Raw genomic sequence first — 19,456 nt, 5'->3', positions numbered from 1 at the left:
ATGTCATTGGTCTTGAAGTTGATGGAGGACGGTGGTCCGATCATGTGGGTGATTCTCTTCTGCAGCGTGGTGGCGCTGTTCATTTTCCTGAAGAAAGTGTTTCAGTTCCACCGGGAGGAGATCAACATCGGGGAGGTGCTGCGGGGATTGTTCAACGTGCTGCGGCGGGATGGATTTGTCGAGGCGCTGACGCTCTGCGACCACACGCCGGGGCCGGCGGCGCGGCTGCTGGCGGCCGCGATTCGCGCCTATGAACGCGGTGACGAGGATATCCGCAAGGCGGTGGATGATGCGGCGCTGGAGGAGATTCCAAAACTGGAACGGCACATCAATCTGCTCGGAACGCTCGGGTTTGTGCTGCCGTTGATCGGTTTTCTCGGGACGGTGCTCGGGATGATGCAGGTGTTTGACGCGGCGCAGGGGAGTGAGTCGTTCACGGCGACGGACATCGCCGGCGCGGTGAAGATGGCGTTGTTGACGACGGCATCGGCGCTGGCGGTGGCGATTCCGTGTTATCTGGCCTACAACTATCTGGTGGCGCGGGTGGACTCCATCACGCTGGATATGGAGAAGGCGTCGCTTGAGATGCTCGGATTCATGGAGCGCCGCCGTCGGGAGTCGAAAGCGAAGACGGAGGCGGGACGTGAATAATTCCCCCTCAATCGGAGCGCGGCGTTACAAGCCGGGGCTCAAGCCGAAGAGCGGTTGGCCGGAGCTGACCGCTCTGATCGATGTGCTGTTTCTCGTGCTGTTGTTCCTGTTTCTGTCGAGCTCATTTGTGCGGGTGACGGGAATCCGGGTGAATCCGCCCCGGGTGCGTCCTTCGAGCTTTGCGGATCTGGAGCGGTTTGTGGTGACGATCACGCGCGGTGAGGACGGCGGGCGGCTGCTCTATTTCAACGACCGTCCGGTGACGCCGGAGATGCTCAAGCAGCAGTTCAACGAGGTGCACGGCCGCAGTCGCAACGCCACGATCATCATTCTGGCGGACCGGGGAGTCTCTCTCGAACAGAGTGCCGAAGTGATGGCGCTGGCGGAAGCCGCGGAATTGCCGAGTTTTCTGGTGACGGTTCCGCCCGGGGAGCGGCCGGAGACGGTATTCGGACAGTGAGTCCGCTGCGGCGGAGGAGGCGAGACGAGATCTATGGCGAAGATTCCAAACTATCTGCTGACGCGGCCGATTACGCCCGGCTGGGTGTATACGGTCGAGGCCCTGGTGCTGGCGCTGCTGGTGCATGGGGCGCTGTTTTTTCTCGCCGGTTATCAGCCTGAGAAGCGGACTCCGCCGGCGCGGAAGAGTCCGGGAGTGACGCTTCTGACGCAGTCCGGACTGCCGGAGGAGGAGTGGCGCAAGCTGCTCGCCTGGACGCTGGTCCATGATCCGGCTCAGATTTCCCGTTCGGATGCGGGTTCGGGTTATACGGCGTTGCTGGAGAAGCACCGGGAGCGTGCAGTCGCGCGGGAAGCGGACGATGAGGCCGGGATTCCGACCCCGCAGCTGCCGGAGCTTCCCGGTTATGCGAAACTGGCGCTGATCCCGGCGGAAGAGCCGGAGCCGTATTGCGGCGGGCTCTTCGACGAACGGAAGCCCGTTCCGGTTCCGGCGGTGAGAGCGCCGTTCATCACGGACGGCGACGGAAAGCGGCTGGAGCTCAGGCGACTGCGACTGCCCGGGGAGGTGGATCGGAACGCGGTTGTATGCCCCACAGTCATCACGGTTCGAGGAGGGGGCGGTATGATGCGGCAGCATCTGGCGCAATCCTGCGGGGTCGCTGCGCTCGACCAGGCCGCGCTTGAGGCGATTGCCGGGGAGCGGGAGGCGTTGCACGGGACGATCGTTGTTTACTGGCCGGAAATGGAGTCGGAGGAGGTGGCGCCGTGATTGGAATCTCTTATGCCGATGCGTTGTTCGGATTTTTTGCGCTCTGGCTGATTTTCATCGGCATTCTCTGGTGTCGTGAGCTCTATCGGGTCAAGCGATACAGTTGGAATCTGAGCAACAGCACGCTGTTTCACTGCGACAACTGTCATCACTCGTTCATCATCAAGGAGTCGGTGAACCTCACGCGCTGTCCGCGTTGCAATTCGATCTGCATCTGCCGGAAACGGCGGGATCTGGAATAAGAGGGAGAGGATGATGAAACCTGCTGCCGTATTGCTGTCGATTCCGCTGCTGCTGGCGGGTGGATGCTGGATTCTGCCGCCCGGAACGCCGCCGGAGGGGGCGATTGTGACGGAGGAGGCGCCCGCGTTCCGCGATCTGCGCGGCGCCGAGAATGATCTGGTCACCTCGCTTTTTGCATACACGCTGCAGAACTGCCCGGGGGCGGCGGTGGCGGTCGATGCGGAGGAACCGCTCCGGTCGCTCGCTCGCCGGGTGATCGAACGGACCGGGGCGATCAGCGGGATCCGCTTTTCGCCGGAGGGGCGTTATCTGCTCCGGGCCCGCATGGAACAGAATCTTCTCCGCTTTTCGCTGACCGATTCGACCACGGGGGCGACGGTCTGGCGGGAGAGCGTTCCGGTGGCTGCCGGAACACGCTGACCGGGCCGGTTTTTCCTCTTTCCCGCCGCCTGCAAAATTCGGGTTTCCGCTTGCATTTTCAGGGAAAAATGGTATATTATCCCGTTATGGTTGAACGGACAAACGGAGGAAAACAGGAGATGGCGGAAGCGGCGGTGAAGTATGACAGCGATTCGATCAAGACGTTGTCGCCGCTGATGCACATCCGCCACCGGCCGGGCATGTACATCGGCCGCCTCGGCGACGGATCCCATCCCGAGGACGGGATCTACGTTCTCGTCAAGGAGATCATCGACAACTGCATCGATGAATTCACGATGGGAGTCGGCAAAAGGATCGACATCACGCTGGATGCGGGGAGCGTTTCCGTGCGCGATTACGGGCGCGGGATTCCGCTCGACAAAGTTGTGGCGTGCGTCTCCGAGATGAACACGGGCGGCAAGTATGAGGGGGATGCGTTCGCTTTCTCCATCGGACTTAACGGCGTCGGAACCAAGGCGGTGAACGCCCTGTCGGAAAAATTCACCGTGCGGTCGCACCGGGACGGGAAGTTTCACGAGGCGCGGTTCGAGCGCGGCGTCCTGCAGGGCGAGGAGGAGGGCGAAACCACTGAGCGCAATGGGACGTTTGTGGCATTCACGCCGGATCCGGAGTTGTTTCCCGGTTACGCATTCAAGCCGGAATATCTGGAAAAACGGCTCTGGATGTACGCCTATTTGAACAGCGGGCTCTCGATTTATCTGAATGGGCAGCTCTATCTGTCGCGCCACGGTCTGGAGGATCTGCTCGAGGTCGAGATCGGCGAGGACAAGATCTATCCGATCATCGCGCTGAAGACGCCGACGTTGGAATTTGCGCTCACTCACAGCGACAACTACGGGGAGACCGCGTTCAGTTTTGTGAACGGCCAGTATACGAACGACGGCGGCACTCATCTTTCGGCATTCAAGGAGGGGGTGCTCAAAGCGATCAACGAGTTTTCCGGCAAGAGTTACAAGGCCGATGACGTGCGTGACGGCATGGCCGGGGCGATCGCGATCAAGCTGCGCGACCCGATCTTCGAGTCGCAGACCAAGAACAAGCTCGGCAACACCGACGTGCGCGGACCGGTGGTTTCGGCGGTGCGCGACGCGATCGTCGACTTCCTGCACAAGAACAAGGAGGTCGCCGAGATCGTTCTGGACAAGGTCTCGCGCAATGAGCAGATGCACCGGCAGGTTCAGGCGCTGAGGAAGAAAGGAGCGGCGGCGGCGGTCAAGAGCAAGCTGCGGATTCCGAAACTCAAGGATTGCAAATTCCATCCGGGCGACAAATGGCCGCGCGGCGTGACTCCCTCCGAGACGATGATTTTCCTGACCGAGGGCGATTCTGCCGCCGGTTCGCTCGAGGTGTGCCGCGACGTGAACTGCCAGGCGATCTTCGCATTACGCGGCAAGCCGATGAACAGCTACGGCGAGAAGTTCGAGAAGATCTATACGAACGAGGAGCTGACGTTCCTCATGCAGGCGCTCGGGATCGAGGACTCCGTCGACAATCTGCGGTACGACAAGGTCGTGCTTGCGACTGATGCGGATGTGGACGGACTGCATATCCGGAATCTGCTGATCACGTTTTTTCTGATGTTCTTCGACCAGCTTGTGCTGTCGGGGCATTTGTATGTGCTTGAGACGCCGCTCTTCCGGGTGCAGGCGCCGAAGCAGCCGCCGGTTTACTGCTACAATGAGGCCGAGCGTGACGCGGCGGCGCGGAAGCTCGGCAAAAAAGCGGAGATCACCCGGTTCAAGGGGCTCGGCGAGATTTCGCCGAAAGAGTTCGGGCGGTTCATCGGCGAGGAGATGCGCATTCAGCCCGTAACGCTTGACAATATGAAGAACATTCCGGAGCTGCTCGGATTCTTCATGGGCAACAACACCCCGAAGCGGCGCGAATATATCATGAACAATCTGGAAGTGTCGAAATATGAGTGACGAACCGGAGAAGCCCGAGACCGGGGAGATCGAGCCGGAAAAACCGGAAGTGAATGAAGCCGTGGAACTGGATGTCCCTGACGAGTCGGCCGTCACGGCGGTGCGTCATCGCGGGAACAACGAGTATTTCCGGCAGATGATGGACCAGAACTTCCTGGAGTACGCGAGCTATGTCGTGAAAGACCGCGCGATTCCGGATGTGGACGACGGTTTGAAACCCGTGCAGCGGCGGATTCTCTGGTCGCTCTACAAGATCGATGACGGCCGCACGCACAAGGCGGCGAACGTGATCGGCAACACGATGCACTACCATCCGCACGGGGATGCCTCGATCGGGGATGCGCTCGTGGTGCTCGCAAACAAGGAGTATTTCATCACGAAGCAGGGGAATTTCGGCAACATTCTGACCGGGAGTCCCGCTGCGGCGCCGCGATACATCGAGTGCAGTCTTTCGCCGATGGGGCGTGAGGTGCTGTTCAACAACGACATCACGGAGTTCGTCGACTCCTACGACGGGCGCAGCCAGGAGCCGGTCGTGCTGCCGGTGAAGATCCCGTCGCTTCTGATGCTCGGCAGCGACGGGATTGCGGTCGGCATGGCGACGAAGGTCATGCCGCACAACTTCAATGAGCTGCTCAAGGCGCAGATCAGCGAACTGCGTGGCGAATCGTTCGAGCTCTATCCCGATTTTCAGCAGGGCGGGCTCATGGACGTGAGCGACTACCAGGATGGGAACGGCAAGATCACGCTGCGCGCGAAGATCGATATCGAGGGGAGGAAACTCATCATCCGCGAAATTCCGGCGACGACCACGACCGAGAGCCTCATCGCATCGATCGAAAAGGCCGCCGAGAAGAACAAGATCAAGATCGCGAGCGTGAACGACTACACGACCGAACATGTGGAGATCGAAATCGTCCCGACCCGCGGTTATGACCCGGAGCGGACGCGCCAGGCGCTGTACATGTACACCGACTGTTCGGTGTCGATTTCAGTGAATTTGACGGTGATCTGTGAGAGCCGACCGGCGGTGATGAGCGTGACGGACGTCATCCGGCGCAATACGAGTAAACTGCTCGAATATTTGAAGCGGGAGCTCGAAATTGAGCTCGGCAAGCAGGAGGATCTGTTTCATGCCAAGACGCTGGCGCAGATCTTTTTCGAGAACCGCATCTACAAGCGGATCGAGGAGTGCGGCAGCCAGGAGGAGGAGTACGCGGAGGTCCATGCAGGACTCGCCCCGTTCCGCCATCTGCTGCGGCGGGACGTGACCGATGAGGATGTCGACAAGCTGCTCGCGCTGCCTGTGCGCCGGATCTCCCGGTTCGACATCGAGAAGAACCAGCGCGAAATCGCCGAAGTGCTTGCGAAGATGGATGAGATCAATAAAAATCTCGGCAGCCTCAAGCAGTACGCGATCCGCTACCTGAAAAAACTGCTGGAAAAATATGGGGATCAGTATCCGCGTCGGACCGAGATCGAACATCTCGAAAAGATCGACCGGACGGCGGCGGCGCTGAACAACATCAAAGTCGGCTGGGATCGCCGGAACGGTTACATCGGCACTGCGATCAAGAGCGATGACACGATCGCCTGCAATGAGTTCGATCGATTCGTCTGCGTGAGCAAGAACGGCAGCTACAAAGTCATTGCGCTGCCGCCGGAAAAACTGTTCGTCGGCAAACTTTATGATTTCCGCAAATATGATGCCTCGACGGAGTTCGGGGTGATCTACCGGGAAACTGCCTCGGGGAAATATTACGGCAAGCGGACATCGATCGGGGGATTCATCCTCGACAAGGAGTATATGATCTGCCCGGAGAAATGCAAGCTCGAACTTCTGACTCCACGTTCGGATGCGGTTTACACGCTTCTGGAGATGAATGCCCGCGGGAAAACCACGGCGCGGGAACTGAATCTGATGGAGCTGCCGATGCGCACGCCGAAAGCGCGCGGAATCCTGATCTCCTCCCGGCAGCTTGCGAAGATCACGCACAAGCGCTATTTGTCCGAAGAGGAACTCGAAGCGCTGAAACTTGCCGCCTCGGACAAGGAGGAGACTCCGGAAACTGACGGGCAGATGACGGATGAAGTGACGGATCAGTCCGTCGTTTCTGCGGAAAAACCGGTGGAAACTGCGGCGGAACATCCGGCTTCCGAGGGAAAAAAGCCGGAGGAGTCGCCGGCGGAATCCCGGCCCGATCCGGAAATCACGGAACCGGAGACAGCAGTGCCGGAGCCGGTGGCGACATCCCCGGCGGAAGAGATTCCGGAGGAGGCGAATCCGGCGGAAGAGGGGAAAAAGGCGGAGTCCGCACCGGAGTTGGCCTCCCCCGCGACGGAGGAGGCTGTCGAAACGCTTGTGCTGGAGGATGACGGACTTCCTCCGGCCAGGACGAAGCGTTCCCGTCCGCGCCCGAAACCGGCGGCGAAAGTGGAGAAAGCTCCTGAAAAACCCGCTCCCGACGAGGAAGACGAGTTTGGAATGGTGCAGTCTGAATTTGGATTCTGAGGTTCGGCAGAAATCTTCAACGATGGTCAAGGAGATGACAAATGGCTTTTCTTCAATGTGAATTTCATTCGGATGTGCTCGGACGCGCCTGCAGCATGAACGTACTTGTCCCGCAGAAAGCGGCGACGCAGATCGGCATGGTCTCCTCGGGGGAGGATGGACGGGCGGAATACCCGGTGCTCTACCTGCTGCACGGGCTCTCCGACAATCACACGATCTGGATGCGGCGGACTTCGATTGAACGGTATGCGGCCGCTTACGGACTGGTGGTGGTGATGCCGGCCGGAGAGCGCGGTTTCTACACGGACATGGCAGAGGGATATCGTTACTGGACGATGCTGTCGGAAGAGCTGCCGCAGATTGTCCGGAATCTGTTTCCGGTCAGCACGAAGCGTGAGGAGACGTTTGCGGCGGGACTTTCGATGGGCGGCTACGGCGCGCTGAAGCTTGCGCTGCGCTGCCCGGAGCGGTTTGCGGGAGCGGTGGCGCTCTCTCCGGTGACCGATCCGCGCAGCTGGTTTGCCAACGGGGAACGTCCCGGAATGCGCGAGGAGCTGACCCGGATCTTCGGTTCGGAGGAGCGGATTGTCGCGAATGGCGACGATCTTTTCACGCTCGCGGACGATCTGCTTGGTTCGGGAAAACCGAAACCGCGGATTTTGCAGATCTGCGGCACGGAGGATGGGCTGCTGCAGGAGAATCATCGATTCCGCAACCACATGGAGAAGATTCACTTCCCCGGTTACTGCTACATCGAGGATGCCGGCAGCCACACCTGGGAGTTCTGGGATCACTACATTCAGGACGGGTTGCGTTTTCTGCTTGACAAGGAGGCGTGATGAGCGGCCATTCCCGCCACTATTCGGAGATCGGCGTCTGGGAGCGGAGCTGGGTGCTCTTCTGGTCGTACATCAAGATCACGAGTCTCGTGATCGGCGGTGGATATGCGATCATTGCGGCCGCGCAGGAGGAGTTTGTGCACCGGCGCGGCTGGCTGACGGACGACGATGTGCTGGAGATGATCACGATCACGCAGACCGTCCCCGGGATTCTCGCCTGCAATTCGGCGATCTACATCGGCTGGCGGATCAACGGTTTGCCGGGATCGCTCGCGGCGCTGCTCGGCTCGATTCTGCCGTCGCTGGTCACCATCGTCTGCATTGCGGCGGCGATTTCGTCGGTGGCGGAGGTGATTCAGAATGCGTATATTCAAGGGGCATTCCGCGGCGTGATCGCCTGCATCGTGGGCATGGTGATTGTGACAGCGCTCAAAATGCGCAAAAAGGCGGTGAAAGGATGGTTCGGCTGGGTGATTGCGGCGGGCTGTCTCGTCGGGATGAGCGTATTCGGGGTGAATCCGGCGTGGCTGATCGTCGGAGCGATCGTGCTCGGGATCTCGCAGGTGACGGTTCTGCGGCTGAAAAAGCGTGAGGGGGCGGAGGCGAAGAAATGACGCTCTGGGAGCTCTACATCACGTTTTTCAAGTTCGGGCTGCTCTGTTTCGGCGGGGGGTACATGCTTGTGCCGCTGCTTTCGGCGGATCTGGTCGGGAGTGCGCCGGGTGCGCCGCTGACGCCGGAGGCGTTTGCGAATCTGGTGTCGATCGCGCAGGTGACGCCGGGGCCGATCGGGATCAACACGGCGACTTACGTGGGTTTTACGCAGCAGGGGATTCTCGGGGCGTGCCTCGGTACGCTCGGGATTGTGACGCCCGCGCTGTTTCTGGTGATTCTCGCGATCAAATTGCTGAAGCGGTATGAAAAGAGCGTTCCGGTGCAGGGGTTTCTGGCGGGGATGCGTCCCGCGTCGTTCGGGCTGGTTCTATCGGCGGCGTTGGTTTTCGCGGAGCTGTCGGTGTTTCGCACGGAGATTCCGTGGGGCGAATTCTGGAAAATGGTGACGGGCGCGGGCGGTTCGCTCGGCGGGTTCGGGCTGAACTGGGGATGCGTGGTTCTCGCGGCAGTGACGGTTCCGGTGCTGATGAAGACGAAATTTCCATTTCTCTGGCTGCTGTTGCTCTCCGCTATTTTCGGAGCGTTTTTCTGCCAGCCCTGAGGGGGAAATTTGCGAAAATGACGGGATGTTCCGTTATTTTTCCGTCGTTTTTTTTATGGATGGTCGGATCGATGGTGAGGGAATTGACGTTTGCGGAGGGTGAGCGGATGCGGAAAAGAGTCATTGCGCTGGATATCGGGAATGTGTGTCTGGAGATTCATCCGGAGCGCTGTTTTGCTGCGCTCGGCTACCGGAGTGCGCAGGAGATTCCGCCTGAGGCGTTGTTTCTCGCAAGCGAACGGTTTGAGCGCGGCGAAGTGACTCCTGCGGAATTTCTCTCGGGATTCCGGCGTCTGACCGGCACATCGCTCTCCGATGCGGAGCTTGAGCGGGCGTTCCGCTCGATTATCGGACCGGCGGTTCCGGGGATGGCGGAGTTGGTGGCGGGGCTGGACGCCCGCGGTTTCCGACCGGTGTTCTTTTCAGACACCTCGGTCACGCATCTTGACGAGGTTCGGCGGAAGTTTCCCGCTGCTCCGGCAGTTCCGGACGGGATCTACAGTTACGAGGTCCACGCAAAAAAACCGGAAAAAGCGATGTTCGAGGCGTTTGAAGCGCGGTTCGGAGTGCCGGCGTTTTACTTCGACGATCGCGCCGAACTGATCGAGGGGGCGCTCAGGCACGGCTGGAATGCGCACCGCTTCGTCTCCGCCGAGGAGATGAACCGGATCCTCGGTTGAGCCGGTTTCCTCCCGGACGGGAGGAGGTTTTTTCGTGGTTTTCAGTTCTAAACGGTTGCATTTGCGAAACCTGCGGTCTATATTACTCCGTCTGGAGTAGTGTGATTTCAAGGTGACGGTGCAAGATGGCTGATTCAGCGGTTCCATCCCGGGGGGACGGGGGGTCCGGATTCCGGGTTCAATCTATTTTTTATGTTGCGCTTCTGCTGCTGGCTTTGCTGGCGATCTTCTCGTACTCGCCGACGGACGGCGCGTCGATTTCGGGGGGAATCGATGCTCCCCCGTCGAACTGGATCGGCAGCGCCGGAGCCTATTTTGCGTTCTGGCTTTTCAATCTTTTCGGGCTGGCGACCTACGTGCTGGTCTTTGTCACGCTGTTGCGGCTGCTGCGGGCGGTTCTGCCAGGGAGGGGCCGGCCGGGACTCTTTTTTGCCGGGGAGGCGATGATTCTCGTCGGCGCGGTTCTGCTGCTGGCGCTCTCGCCCTATCCGTTCGTATCGTTGACTGATCGGCTCGGGATCGGCCGCAGCGGCATCCCTGAACTTGCGCTCACCGGAGGGGTGATCGGTCAGGTGCTTGCGGCTCCTGCGGTCGAATCGCTGGATCTTCCGGAGGGCGTTCTGCGGCAGTTGATCGGTGCGGTCGGCAGTACGATTTTGGGATGGGCTCTCGTGATGGGCGGTGCGATCGTCATCTATTTTTCCGACTGGCACGCGCTGCTGCGCGACCGGGTTTTTGCGCCGCGCTCATGGGAAGAGGATCCGGCTGAAACGCCCCGCAGCCGTCGGACGGCCGCTCTCGCCGCGCCGCCAGCTGAACCGGAACCCGAAGCCGCCGGAGAAGATGAGCTCGATGAGGAGGACGAGGGCGAACCGGACGAGCGCCTTTCCTGGGGCGATAAAGTGTTCAGCCGGATACGCGGCGTTCTGGATGCCCGGCGGGAAAAACGCGGTTCCGCCGCGACGAAGTCGACTTTCGAAGAAACGGACGAGGAAGTTTCTCAGCCGGAACTGCTTGCCGCTGTCGCTCCCGCGGATCCGGCTCCTGAGCCGGAACGGCAGCGTCTTTCCGCTTCTCCCGTTCCTGCCGCCGCCCGTCCGCAGGCGTCCCCCGCCGCCGGGGTTCCCGCGGTCAGCACGCGAGTGGTGGAACAGGGAACGAAAGCGACCGTCGGCGGCAGGGAGCGCGAATATATTCTGCCTCAGGTTCCGATGTTGAGCAAGGGTTCCGATCTGGTCGGTGAAGCGCCGGAGGCGATCGCACGGGCGCGCGAGATCCTGCAGCGGACGCTCGACAGTTTCAAGGTTTCCGGCCGGGTGTCGGGATACATTTCCGGTCCGCGGATCACCCGTTACGAGATCTCCCTCGACGAGGGGGTCAACGTGAAGAAAGTCGAGGCGATTGCCGACAACATCGCGATGAATCTCTCCGCTAAGACGGTTCGGGTGCTTGCGCCGATTCCGGGGCGCCCGGTGGTCGGGGTCGAAGTTCCGAATACAAAGACCGAGGCGGTGTTCATGCGCGCGGTGATGGAGTCCGATGCGTGGCAGAAAGGACATGCGGCGATTCCGATCGTGCTCGGCAAGGACGTGGCGGGAAATCCGGTGATTCTCGATCTGGCCAAGGCGCCGCACCTGCTGATTGCGGGTTCGACCGGATCGGGCAAATCGGTCTGCATGAATACGCTCATCATGAGTTTGCTCTTCAAGTTTTCGCCGGATGAGTTGCGACTCATCATGGTCGACCCGAAGATCGTGGAATTTGAAGATTACAAGCGGCTGCCGCACCTGATTACGCCGGTCATCAACGACTCCAAGAAAGTGCCGATCGCGCTGCGCTGGGCCGTGACTGAAATGGAAAAACGTTACCACATCCTCGCCAAAGCGGGCGTCAAAAAGCTTGCGGAGTACAACAACCGCCCGAATCCGGTGCCGGTGATCGACGAAAACGGGGTCGAAGCTCCTGCGAAGATGCCGGTGCTGATCGTGATCATCGACGAGCTTGCGGAGTTGATGATGACCGATGCGCGGAAAGATTCCGAGGCGTACATCACGCGGATCGCCCAGCTCGGACGTGCGGCGGGGGTTCACATCGTGGTTGCGACGCAGCGGCCGTCGACGCAGATCATCACGGGTGTCATCAAGGCGAATCTGCCGACGCGGATCGCGTTCCGGGTCGGGCAGATGATCGACAGCCGGGTCATTCTCGATCAGAACGGGGCGGAGAAACTGCTCGGTTCGGGTGACATGCTTTTCCTGGCGCCGGGCGGCATGGATCTCGAGCGCGTGCAGGGCGCCTGGGTCAAGGATGAGGACATCAAGCAGGTGGTGAAGTTCGTCTCCGACCAGGTGCCGCAGAGCTTCAATGCGCAGGTCGTCGCCGAAGAGGAGGCGATGGAGGAGGAGATCGACGAGAATGCGACCGATTATGATGACGACGATTATCGTGATATTGCCCCGGTCATTAAAAAGTACATGCGTCCGGGGGATGACGACAACATCCGGCGCGCGCTCGAGGTGGTGGTTCTCGACCGCAAAGCGAGTACGAGTTACCTGCAGCGGCGGCTGAAGATCGGCTACAACCGTGCGGCGGAGATCATGGATCTCTTCGAGGAGCGCGGCATCGTCGGACCGGCGTCGGGCAGCGGCAACAAGCGCGAGATTCTGATTTTCGACGGAATGGACGAAGAGTAGCGCCGGAATCATTGCAGAATGTGCGGATGTGCGCTATATTGATAGAGTGGAAAAACAACCCAACACGGTAAGGGTCATGATATGGAAGAGTTGAAACACGGGCTGCTGCCCGGCCGGAAAAGCGAGGAAGAACCCGGTCTGTTCCCCGAGGAATCGCGTACGGAGACGCGGGAGGAGCTGGAAGAGCCGGTCGGGCCGATCGACTCGGAAATCCGTGAAATTCCGGGCGCGCAGGTTCGTCCGAAAACCGTCTGCCGGATTGCCGGAGACGGTTCGTTCGGAGAATGTCTGGCGGAGCTGCGTCACCGCCACAATCTTACGATTCGGCAACTGGCGGAGGAGACCAAAATTCGAGAAACCTATCTGGAGGCGCTGGAAGCGGAGGATTACAAGAATCTGCCGCAGCTCGTTTATGTCATGGGCTATATCCGCAAACTCTGCAACCTCTACGGGGTCAGCCGGGAGGATGCCGATGCCCTGACTGCGGGACTGCGTGAGCGCTTGCAGTACGAACTGCCGGAGGATATCACCAAGACGGTGGTGGATCGCGAGGGCAGCGAAGAGGATGAGCGCAAACAGCGGCAGCTTCTGTTGTTGATCGTGGGAGTTCTGGTTCTGCTGGTGGTGGCGTTGCTGGTGGCGGGGATTCTGGTGCTTGCCGGGCTTCGCGGCGGTTCCTCGGTGGAGGTTTCGGGGATGCCGTTCGACGAGAGCCGTCTGATCGATTTGCAGCCGGAGCCGCAGATCGAGTTACAGGAGTTGAGGTGAAAAGATCGTTTTCTGCGGAGAAAATCTCCGGAAAACTGGAAAAAGCCGGAAGACGGTGTTATAGTAATTGGTTATGAAAATATTACTGATCAACGGACCGAACCTGCAGCTTCTGGGATTCCGGGAGCCGGGGATCTATGGTCACGACACACTCGAGTCGATTGTGTCACATCTGCGTGAGCTTGCCGCCGAACTCGGCTGCGAGCTGATTGATTTTCAATCCAACCACGAGGGAGCGATTGTCGACCGGATTGGAGAGAGCGTAACGGAGGGGATTTCCGGGATTGTGATGAACCCGGCGGCTTATACGCACACCTCGGTGGCGATCCGCGATGCGATCGCGGCCGTAAAACTTCCGGCTGTCGAAGTGCACTTGAGCAATGTGCATGCCCGCGAGGAGTTTCGCAACCGTTCTCTGACCGCTCCGGTCTGCATCGGCGTAATCGCGGGATTCGGAGCCGACTCTTATGAGCTTGCGCTTCGCGCCCTGTGTTCCCATTTGAAAAAGCGGAATTAACATCAATAGAAATGAAACCCAAATTCCAGGGAGATCTTCTGCAATGAAAATCGAAGAAATCAAGACGATAGTCAAACTGATGAGCGAGCATGATCTGACGGAGTTCAAGATCGAAGCCGAGGAGTACAACCTCTGTATCCGTCGCGGCGGGAATGCTCCTGCCCAGATTGTGACTCAAGTTGCTCCGGCCGCAGTGCCCGCCGTTGCGGCGATGCCGGCTCCGGCGGCTGCTGCTCAGACTCCGGCCGCTCCGGCGGCTGCGGAAGCTGCCGCGCCGGTGGAGACGATCGACTCTCCTCTGGTGGGAACGTTTTACCGCGCCTCCTCCCCGGAGGCTCAGCCGTTCGTGAAAGTCGGCGACAAGGTTACGCCGGATACGGTCGTCGGCATCATCGAAGCGATGAAAGTCATGAATGAGATCAAGGCCGAAAAGAGCGGAGTGATCAAGGAGATCGTCGTGGAGAACGGTCAGCCGGTCGAGTACGGGGAAGCGCTGTTCGTAATCGGATAACAAGGTGACGGTATACAATCATGTTCAATAAAATCCTGATAGCCAACCGCGGCGAGATTGCGCTTCGCGTGATCCGTGCGTGCCGGGAACTCGGCATCCGGACCGTTGCGGTTTATTCTCAGGCGGACGCCGACAGCCTCCCGGTGCGGATGGCGGATGAGGCGGTCTGCATCGGGCCCGCCCGCTCGAACCAGAGTTATCTGCTGATCGACCGGATTCTTTCGGTGGCGGCGATCTGCGACGTGGATGCGATTCATCCGGGATACGGATTTCTGTCGGAGAACGCCTATTTTGCGGAGGCGTGCCGCAAGCACGGCATCACTTTCATCGGGCCGACGCCCGAAGCGATGCGCGCGCTCGGCGACAAGGCGGTCGCGCGTGACACGATGAAGAAAGCCGGTGTGCCGACTACGCCGGGCAGTGACGGGGTACTGCTCTCGGAGCAGGAGGCGTTGAAGATGGCGCACCAGCTCAAATATCCGGTCATCATCAAGGCGGTGGCTGGCGGCGGCGGCCGCGGCATGCGCATTGCGCGCAACGATGCGAGCTTGGTGCAGGGGTATCATGCGGCCCGGACCGAGGCGGAGAGCGCGTTTGCCAACGGGGCGCTCTACATGGAAAAATATCTCGAGAATCCGCGCCACATCGAGATTCAGATCATCGCCGACAACTACGGGAACGTCGTGCATCTGGGCGAACGTGACTGCAGCGTGCAGCGCCGTAATCAGAAGTTGATCGAGGAGGCGCCCTCGCCGGCGCTTTCGGCGCGGTTGCGGGAGCGGATCGGCGCGGCGGCGGTCAAGGCGGCGAAAGCGGCCGGCTACACGAGCGCCGGGACGATCGAATTCCTCTACACGGACGACGGCAACTTCTACTTCATGGAGATGAATACGCGCATTCAGGTCGAGCATCCGGTGACGGAGGCGGTGACCCGGATCGATCTGATCAAGGAACAGATCCGGGTGGCTGCGGGCGAACGGCTGAGTTTCCGGCAGAAAGATGTGCAGATCAGCGGGCATGCGATCGAGTGCCGGATCAATGCGGAGGATCCGTACAACAACTTCACGCCGAGTCCGGGGCGGCTTGAGCTGTTCATTCCGGCCGGCGGTCCGAATGTGCGGGTTGATTCGCATGCCTACACCGGTTATCTGATCCCCCCCTACTATGACAGCATGATCGGGAAGTTGATTGTCTGGGGGCACAATCGTGAAGAGGCGATTGCGACCATGCGCCGTGCGCTTGACGAGATGACGATCGAGGGGGTCAAGACCACGATTCCGTTTCAGAAGCAGATCGTTTCCCACAAGAGTTTCAATCTGGGGAAGTACGACACGGGATTTGTCGAGCGCTTCATGCAGGAGAGCTCGCAGCATAAGGAGGACGGAAAATGAAGGCGGCAGCAAACAACAAGAAAGCGGCGGCTTCTCAGGCCGCAACCGGCAGCGCGGCGGCGTTGGAAAGTTCCGAACTCGGCGAGGTGAAAGTTCATGAGAACGTGATTGCTTCGCTTGTGCGCAAGGCGGCACTTTCGGTTGAAGGGGTTTCGCGTCTGGCGGGCAGTTCGCTGGTGGACAACATCGCGGAGTTTGTCGGGAATCGCCGGATGGCGCGGGCGATCACGATCGAGATGGATGACAACAATCGCGTGATGCTCGAGATCAAGCTGGTTTTAAAGAGCGGCTACAACATTCCGGAGGTCGCGCCGCAGGTGCAGAAAGCGGTGATCGAGGAGGTTGAGAAAGTGACCGGTATGACCGTCACGAAAGTCAGCGTACTCTTCCAGGACATCGACGATACGGCCTCGGAGGAGGGCAACGGCGAGGAAGAAGAGGCGGAGATCGATTCGATCCCGATGAATTAACCATCGACCGGGTGCGTGCGGGAGTGCGGCGCGCCCGGTTTTTTTCTGGAGGAGGTGCCGGGATGGTGCTTGAAGAGCTTTTTTCGGCCGAGCTTTACCGGGAGTTGTTCAACAACGATTTCAACATCGGCTATGCGATGGGGGCGGGTCTGGTCATCGGACTGCTGATTCTGCTGCTGGTGGTGCGGGTCGTGTTGCGGCTTCTGTTCCGCCGGCATCGTTGCGGATCCATCGTCGTGCCGGATGCGGGAGGGGAGTTGATTATCTCGAGTGAGGCGGTGGAGACGGCGGCGCGCTCCGTCCTTGAGGATTTCCCGGAGCTCGCAGTGCATCGGATTCGGCTCTACCGGCAGGGTAAGAGTTATCAGCTGCTGTTGCATTGTGCGTTTGTCGGGGGCGGCAAAGGGCTGCCGGAGACCTCCGGAGAGATTCGCCCGCGGTTGATTGAGACGCTCGAGAAGATGTTTGGAATCCGGTCGCTGCGCAAGGTGCAGTTCCGGATTGACGCGCTCGAGGCGGGGGCGGCTCCGGAGATTCAGCCCCCGGCCGTTCCGGTGTCGAAGCCTGCCTCTCCGGTGTCGGGCGAATGTTGATTCTCGCTTCCGGTTCCCCGCGTCGCCGGGAGCTTCTGTTGCGGCTCGGAATTCCGTTCCGGATAGAGCCCGCGGATGCGGGTGAAGTGGCGGTCCTGCCTGATCCGCGGCAGGTGCCGTTGTACAATGCCGAGCTCAAGGCGGCGGCGGTCGCAGTGAATCATCCGGCCGACCCGGTACTCGGAGCAGATACGGTGATTCTGTTTGAGGGCCGGGTGATCGGCAAGCCGCGCGATCCGGCCGATGCGCTTGCGATTTTAATGGAACTCTCCGGCCGGACTCATGAAGTGGTGACCGGGCTGGCACTGTTGCGGTCCGAACCGGAGTTGCGTCGCGTCTGGAGCGAAACGACGCGCGTGACTTTCCTGCCGTTCGATGTGGAGACGGCGAAGCGTTATCTCTCTCTTGTTCCCGTGCTGGACAAGGCGGGAGCCTATGCGATTCAGGAGCATGGAGAACTGCTTGTCGCCTCGATCGACGGAGATCTCGACAATGTGATCGGGCTGCCGCTCGGGCGGCTGCAGCGCGAACTAGCCGCGCTGGAAAGCCGTTCAGATCATGCCTAGTTTTTTCCGTACCGGAGTAAGATCGATTTCGCGCGGATTGCGCTTTTGTCTGATGCACTCGGCTGCGGCGAATCCGGCGGCCCGTCCGTACTCTCCGACGTGGCCGATCATGCGGATGGCGCTGAATGCCTCGTGGGTCGCGCCGATGCAGCGCGAACCGATGATGACGTTCGACAACCCGACCGGCAGCAGCGAGCGGAACGGAACTTCATAACCCTCCACGCCGGGCGGAAGCGGCTCAAACCGGGTCCCGCTGCCGGTGGGGCTGTGAATGTCGACATGCGAGGTGCTGCGCAGGATGCTGTCCTCAAAGTGCGCGGCGCGATTCATATCTTCCTCGGAGAACATGTAATCGCAACGGATTCTGCGGCTCTCACGGACGCCGATTTTCGATCCGATCCGGCTGAGAAAAGCGTGCTCGAATCCGGGCAGCGTTTTCAGGAAGAGGCTCATTTCCGCGACCTGGCGGCGGGCTTCGATCATGGCCCGGGTCAGGGAGGCGGCATCGGTCGGATCGTATCCGTTGAGTCGGGTGCTGTTGAAGAGCAGCGTGCCGGGAACCGGAAGCCGGAAGAAGAGCACATCCTCCCGCGGATTGTGAAGCAGACCCCGCGCTTTGGCGATGTTGTAGCGGTGATTGATTTCTTTCATTGGAGGTATGCGGTCGAAATCGACGCCGCTCATGAAAAACGGCAGCGTCATCGGCTGGCACAGACCGTTTTTCCGGTTGCCGAGCTCAAATTCGGCGCCGGCGGCGACGCAGAGGTTGCCGTCTCCGGTTCCATCGATGAAGATATCAGCGGAGACTTTCCTGCGGCCGGAAGCGTTGTACAGCGTGACGGATGAGACGTTTCCGGCATCGGCTTCCACCTCGATCATCTCGGTTCCGAGCAGCAGTTCCGCACCGGATTGCGTGAGGAGTTCGTCGAGGATCAGCGAGAGGGCGACGTCATCGAATTCATCGCAGCTGAGAGCGCCGCGGGCGGCGAGGCGGTTCATCAGGATGTCCTGAAACGTCGGAGCCGTTTTTCCGGGCGGAATCGGCTGGGAGAAGCTCGCGATGAGCGAATTGACCGGAACGCCGCCGAATCGCCAGCTCGATTCGACCAGCAGAGTTTGTGCGCCCGATTCCGCGGCGGAGACGGCTGCCGCTACTCCGCCGATTCCGCCGCCGATGATTGCGACGTCATAATGGTTGTGATTCATTTTTCCATGATCCTTTCTGAAATGGGAATGAGTTCCGCAGTAAGTTCGCGCAGGCCCTGCCGGGCGAAGTGTTCGGGATCCTCGACCTGCCGGAGATCGATTCCCGTGCCGGAGAGTGTGCGGATGACTGCTTCTCCGCATTCCGGCCAGTCGAGGCCGACGACCCGGAGCCCGAGCTCGGAGAAAAGTCCGGTGAGCACCCCGGCAATGACGGTGGCGGGCAGTCGCTTCTGTCTGGCGGCAAGAGCAGCCGCAAAGCAGTCCTCTCGACCGCAGAAACAGAGGGGGGCGGCGACACCGCAGGAGCGGTGTACGGCGTTACCGGGCGTTCCGCAATGTCCGAGGGCGATCTCTCCCCGCTCCAGTGTGCCGATCTTCAGATGCGCGTTCTGACAGACCAGGAGACCGATGTGGTCCGGCTGTTTCGCCGCGGCGGCGAATCCCCGGGTGGCGGCGGCGATCTGCGTGAATACCCGCCGGATCGGGATCTCGCGCCAGGCCTCCAGCAGGCCGACGGTTTCGCAGGGTTCCCAGGTTTCGATTCCCGAGATGTGAAAGATCATGCCGGGATCCGGCGCCACGAGTCCGTCGATGCAGAGGGTCGCCACCTGAACCGATTTTCCGGTGATACCCTCACGGATCGTCCGGTCGATGGTTTGCAGGAGGGCGGCCTGATTTCGTTCCGGAACGGTAGAATTGTGCCGTTCGAGGACCCTCCCGTCACAGCCGAGAAGTTCCGCTTCGACCCGGTCGGACGCAGCCATGACGGCCAGCGCCCGCTCTTCTCCCGGCAGCAGCCGCAGTCGTTCGATCGGCCGTTTTACGCCGGGGGCGCGAAAACTCTCCCCCGCGATCATTCCGGCCGTGCGCATGATTCTGGAATAGTTGGTGATCGACGCGGGCGAAAGTCCGGTCAGAGCAGAGAGTTCTTCCCTGGTCAACTCCTTGAAGAACAATAACTTTTTCCTCAGATCCGCGATCACATCCGTCGGGTTCATGTCGA

General features: G+C 60.2%; 21 protein-coding genes. 19 read left to right on the top strand and 2 right to left on the bottom strand.

Annotated elements, in window-relative coordinates; genetic code table 11:
• The 19 genes from Q0J85_RS03765 to Q0J85_RS03675 all read left to right on the top strand — a co-directional run bounded on the left by Q0J85_RS03765 (position 1) and on the right by Q0J85_RS03675 (position 17,247).
• Positions 1-651 carry a MotA/TolQ/ExbB proton channel family protein gene (locus Q0J85_RS03765; protein ID WP_294478367.1) on the top strand — a complete coding sequence of 217 codons (651 nt, stop codon included), beginning with the start codon at positions 1-3 and terminating at the stop codon, positions 649-651.
• Complete coding sequence (locus Q0J85_RS03760; RefSeq protein WP_294478366.1) at positions 644-1,111, top strand: biopolymer transporter ExbD; 468 nt, start codon at positions 644-646, stop codon at positions 1,109-1,111. Before Q0J85_RS03765 ends, Q0J85_RS03760 begins: the two co-directional genes overlap by 8 nt.
• A 33-nt stretch (positions 1,112-1,144) precedes the next feature.
• Positions 1,145-1,882 (top strand): hypothetical protein, encoded by a 738-nt coding sequence (locus tag Q0J85_RS03755; protein ID WP_294478364.1) that lies wholly within the window; start codon positions 1,145-1,147, stop codon positions 1,880-1,882.
• Positions 1,879-2,124, top strand: a complete 246-nt coding sequence (locus tag Q0J85_RS03750) for a hypothetical protein (protein ID WP_294478363.1) — start codon at positions 1,879-1,881, stop codon at positions 2,122-2,124. The genes Q0J85_RS03755 and Q0J85_RS03750 overlap by 4 nt, the downstream gene beginning before the upstream one ends.
• A gap of 10 nt (positions 2,125-2,134) precedes the next feature.
• Positions 2,135-2,545, top strand: a complete 411-nt coding sequence (locus tag Q0J85_RS03745; protein WP_294478362.1) for a hypothetical protein — start codon at positions 2,135-2,137, stop codon at positions 2,543-2,545.
• A gap of 119 nt (positions 2,546-2,664) precedes the next feature.
• Positions 2,665-4,491 (top strand): DNA topoisomerase IV subunit B, encoded by a 1,827-nt coding sequence (locus tag Q0J85_RS03740; protein WP_294478360.1) that lies wholly within the window; start codon positions 2,665-2,667, stop codon positions 4,489-4,491.
• Positions 4,484-7,003: a DNA topoisomerase IV subunit A gene (locus Q0J85_RS03735; RefSeq protein WP_294478358.1), complete on the top strand. Its 2,520-nt coding sequence runs from the start codon at positions 4,484-4,486 to the stop codon at positions 7,001-7,003. The genes Q0J85_RS03740 and Q0J85_RS03735 overlap by 8 nt, the downstream gene beginning before the upstream one ends.
• Positions 7,004-7,044: 41 nt before the next feature.
• Positions 7,045-7,842: an alpha/beta hydrolase family protein gene (locus Q0J85_RS03730; RefSeq protein WP_294478356.1), complete on the top strand. Its 798-nt coding sequence runs from the start codon at positions 7,045-7,047 to the stop codon at positions 7,840-7,842.
• A complete protein-coding gene (locus Q0J85_RS03725) occupies positions 7,842-8,456 on the top strand; it encodes a chromate transporter (RefSeq protein ID WP_294478354.1) in 615 nt (204 codons plus the stop codon). Before Q0J85_RS03730 ends, Q0J85_RS03725 begins: the two co-directional genes overlap by 1 nt.
• The gene (locus tag Q0J85_RS03720; RefSeq protein WP_294478352.1) at positions 8,453-9,058 is read left to right on the top strand and encodes a chromate transporter; all 606 of its coding nucleotides are present in this window, start codon (positions 8,453-8,455) and stop codon (positions 9,056-9,058) included. The genes Q0J85_RS03725 and Q0J85_RS03720 overlap by 4 nt, the downstream gene beginning before the upstream one ends.
• Positions 9,059-9,165: 107 nt before the next feature.
• Positions 9,166-9,738 (top strand): hypothetical protein, encoded by a 573-nt coding sequence (locus Q0J85_RS03715; protein ID WP_294478350.1) that lies wholly within the window; start codon positions 9,166-9,168, stop codon positions 9,736-9,738.
• A gap of 125 nt (positions 9,739-9,863) precedes the next feature.
• Positions 9,864-12,431: a DNA translocase FtsK 4TM domain-containing protein gene (locus Q0J85_RS03710; protein ID WP_294478348.1), complete on the top strand. Its 2,568-nt coding sequence runs from the start codon at positions 9,864-9,866 to the stop codon at positions 12,429-12,431.
• Between the two features lie 81 nt (positions 12,432-12,512).
• On the top strand, positions 12,513-13,199 hold the full coding sequence (locus Q0J85_RS03705) for a helix-turn-helix transcriptional regulator (protein WP_294478347.1): 687 nt from the start codon (positions 12,513-12,515) through the stop codon (positions 13,197-13,199).
• Positions 13,200-13,272: 73 nt separating this feature from the next.
• Positions 13,273-13,716, top strand: a complete 444-nt coding sequence (gene aroQ, locus Q0J85_RS03700; RefSeq protein ID WP_294478346.1) for a type II 3-dehydroquinate dehydratase — start codon at positions 13,273-13,275, stop codon at positions 13,714-13,716.
• Positions 13,717-13,759: 43 nt separating this feature from the next.
• Positions 13,760-14,227, top strand: a complete 468-nt coding sequence (gene accB / locus Q0J85_RS03695) for an acetyl-CoA carboxylase biotin carboxyl carrier protein (RefSeq protein ID WP_294478344.1) — start codon at positions 13,760-13,762, stop codon at positions 14,225-14,227.
• A 20-nt stretch (positions 14,228-14,247) separates the two neighbouring features.
• Positions 14,248-15,618, top strand: a complete 1,371-nt coding sequence (accC, locus tag Q0J85_RS03690; protein ID WP_294478343.1) for an acetyl-CoA carboxylase biotin carboxylase subunit — start codon at positions 14,248-14,250, stop codon at positions 15,616-15,618.
• On the top strand, positions 15,615-16,088 hold the full coding sequence (locus Q0J85_RS03685) for an Asp23/Gls24 family envelope stress response protein (protein WP_294478342.1): 474 nt from the start codon (positions 15,615-15,617) through the stop codon (positions 16,086-16,088). Before accC ends, Q0J85_RS03685 begins: the two co-directional genes overlap by 4 nt.
• Positions 16,089-16,150: 62 nt before the next feature.
• Positions 16,151-16,681, top strand: a complete 531-nt coding sequence (locus Q0J85_RS03680; protein ID WP_294478341.1) for a hypothetical protein — start codon at positions 16,151-16,153, stop codon at positions 16,679-16,681.
• Positions 16,675-17,247, top strand: coding sequence for a nucleoside triphosphate pyrophosphatase (locus tag Q0J85_RS03675; RefSeq protein WP_294478340.1), 573 nt, complete (start codon positions 16,675-16,677; stop codon positions 17,245-17,247). The genes Q0J85_RS03680 and Q0J85_RS03675 overlap by 7 nt, the downstream gene beginning before the upstream one ends.
• Here Q0J85_RS03675 and Q0J85_RS03670 read toward each other — a convergent pair.
• Complete coding sequence (locus tag Q0J85_RS03670) at positions 17,233-18,453, bottom strand: FAD-dependent oxidoreductase (protein WP_294478338.1); 1,221 nt, start codon at positions 18,451-18,453, stop codon at positions 17,233-17,235. The genes Q0J85_RS03675 and Q0J85_RS03670 overlap by 15 nt on opposite strands.
• Complete coding sequence (locus Q0J85_RS03665) at positions 18,450-19,451, bottom strand: ROK family protein (protein ID WP_294478337.1); 1,002 nt, start codon at positions 19,449-19,451, stop codon at positions 18,450-18,452. The genes Q0J85_RS03670 and Q0J85_RS03665 overlap by 4 nt, the downstream gene beginning before the upstream one ends.
• Between the last annotated feature and the right edge of the window lie 5 nt (positions 19,452-19,456).

It is taken from the genome of uncultured Victivallis sp., from assembly GCA_944389935.1.
Classification (GTDB): domain Bacteria; phylum Verrucomicrobiota; class Lentisphaeria; order Victivallales; family Victivallaceae; genus Victivallis.
Note: the sequence above shows the minus strand (reverse complement) of the source record. Positions and strands in the feature narration are given on the sequence as shown.

Excerpts from the sequence above, each read along its gene's own strand:
- Q0J85_RS03765 (WP_294478367.1), top strand. The coding sequence starts at position 1 with ATGTCATTGGTCTTGAAGTTGATGGAGGACGGTGGTCCGATCATGTGG.
- Q0J85_RS03755 (WP_294478364.1), top strand. The coding sequence starts at position 1,145 with ATGGCGAAGATTCCAAACTATCTGCTGACGCGGCCGATTACGCCCGGC.
- Q0J85_RS03745 (WP_294478362.1), top strand. The coding sequence starts at position 2,135 with ATGATGAAACCTGCTGCCGTATTGCTGTCGATTCCGCTGCTGCTGGCG.
- Q0J85_RS03740 (WP_294478360.1), top strand. The coding sequence starts at position 2,665 with ATGGCGGAAGCGGCGGTGAAGTATGACAGCGATTCGATCAAGACGTTG.
- Q0J85_RS03735 (WP_294478358.1), top strand. The coding sequence starts at position 4,484 with ATGAGTGACGAACCGGAGAAGCCCGAGACCGGGGAGATCGAGCCGGAA.
- Q0J85_RS03730 (WP_294478356.1), top strand. The coding sequence starts at position 7,045 with ATGGCTTTTCTTCAATGTGAATTTCATTCGGATGTGCTCGGACGCGCC.
- Q0J85_RS03725 (WP_294478354.1), top strand. The coding sequence starts at position 7,842 with ATGAGCGGCCATTCCCGCCACTATTCGGAGATCGGCGTCTGGGAGCGG.
- Q0J85_RS03720 (WP_294478352.1), top strand. The coding sequence starts at position 8,453 with ATGACGCTCTGGGAGCTCTACATCACGTTTTTCAAGTTCGGGCTGCTC.
- Q0J85_RS03715 (WP_294478350.1), top strand. The coding sequence starts at position 9,166 with ATGCGGAAAAGAGTCATTGCGCTGGATATCGGGAATGTGTGTCTGGAG.
- Q0J85_RS03710 (WP_294478348.1), top strand. The coding sequence starts at position 9,864 with ATGGCTGATTCAGCGGTTCCATCCCGGGGGGACGGGGGGTCCGGATTC.
- Q0J85_RS03705 (WP_294478347.1), top strand. The coding sequence starts at position 12,513 with ATGGAAGAGTTGAAACACGGGCTGCTGCCCGGCCGGAAAAGCGAGGAA.
- aroQ (WP_294478346.1), top strand. The coding sequence starts at position 13,273 with ATGAAAATATTACTGATCAACGGACCGAACCTGCAGCTTCTGGGATTC.
- accB (WP_294478344.1), top strand. The coding sequence starts at position 13,760 with ATGAAAATCGAAGAAATCAAGACGATAGTCAAACTGATGAGCGAGCAT.
- accC (WP_294478343.1), top strand. The coding sequence starts at position 14,248 with ATGTTCAATAAAATCCTGATAGCCAACCGCGGCGAGATTGCGCTTCGC.
- Q0J85_RS03685 (WP_294478342.1), top strand. The coding sequence starts at position 15,615 with ATGAAGGCGGCAGCAAACAACAAGAAAGCGGCGGCTTCTCAGGCCGCA.
- Q0J85_RS03680 (WP_294478341.1), top strand. The coding sequence starts at position 16,151 with ATGGTGCTTGAAGAGCTTTTTTCGGCCGAGCTTTACCGGGAGTTGTTC.
- Q0J85_RS03675 (WP_294478340.1), top strand. The coding sequence starts at position 16,675 with ATGTTGATTCTCGCTTCCGGTTCCCCGCGTCGCCGGGAGCTTCTGTTG.
- Q0J85_RS03670 (WP_294478338.1), bottom strand. The coding sequence starts at position 18,453 with ATGAATCACAACCATTATGACGTCGCAATCATCGGCGGCGGAATCGGC.
- Q0J85_RS03665 (WP_294478337.1), bottom strand. The coding sequence starts at position 19,451 with ATGAACCCGACGGATGTGATCGCGGATCTGAGGAAAAAGTTATTGTTC.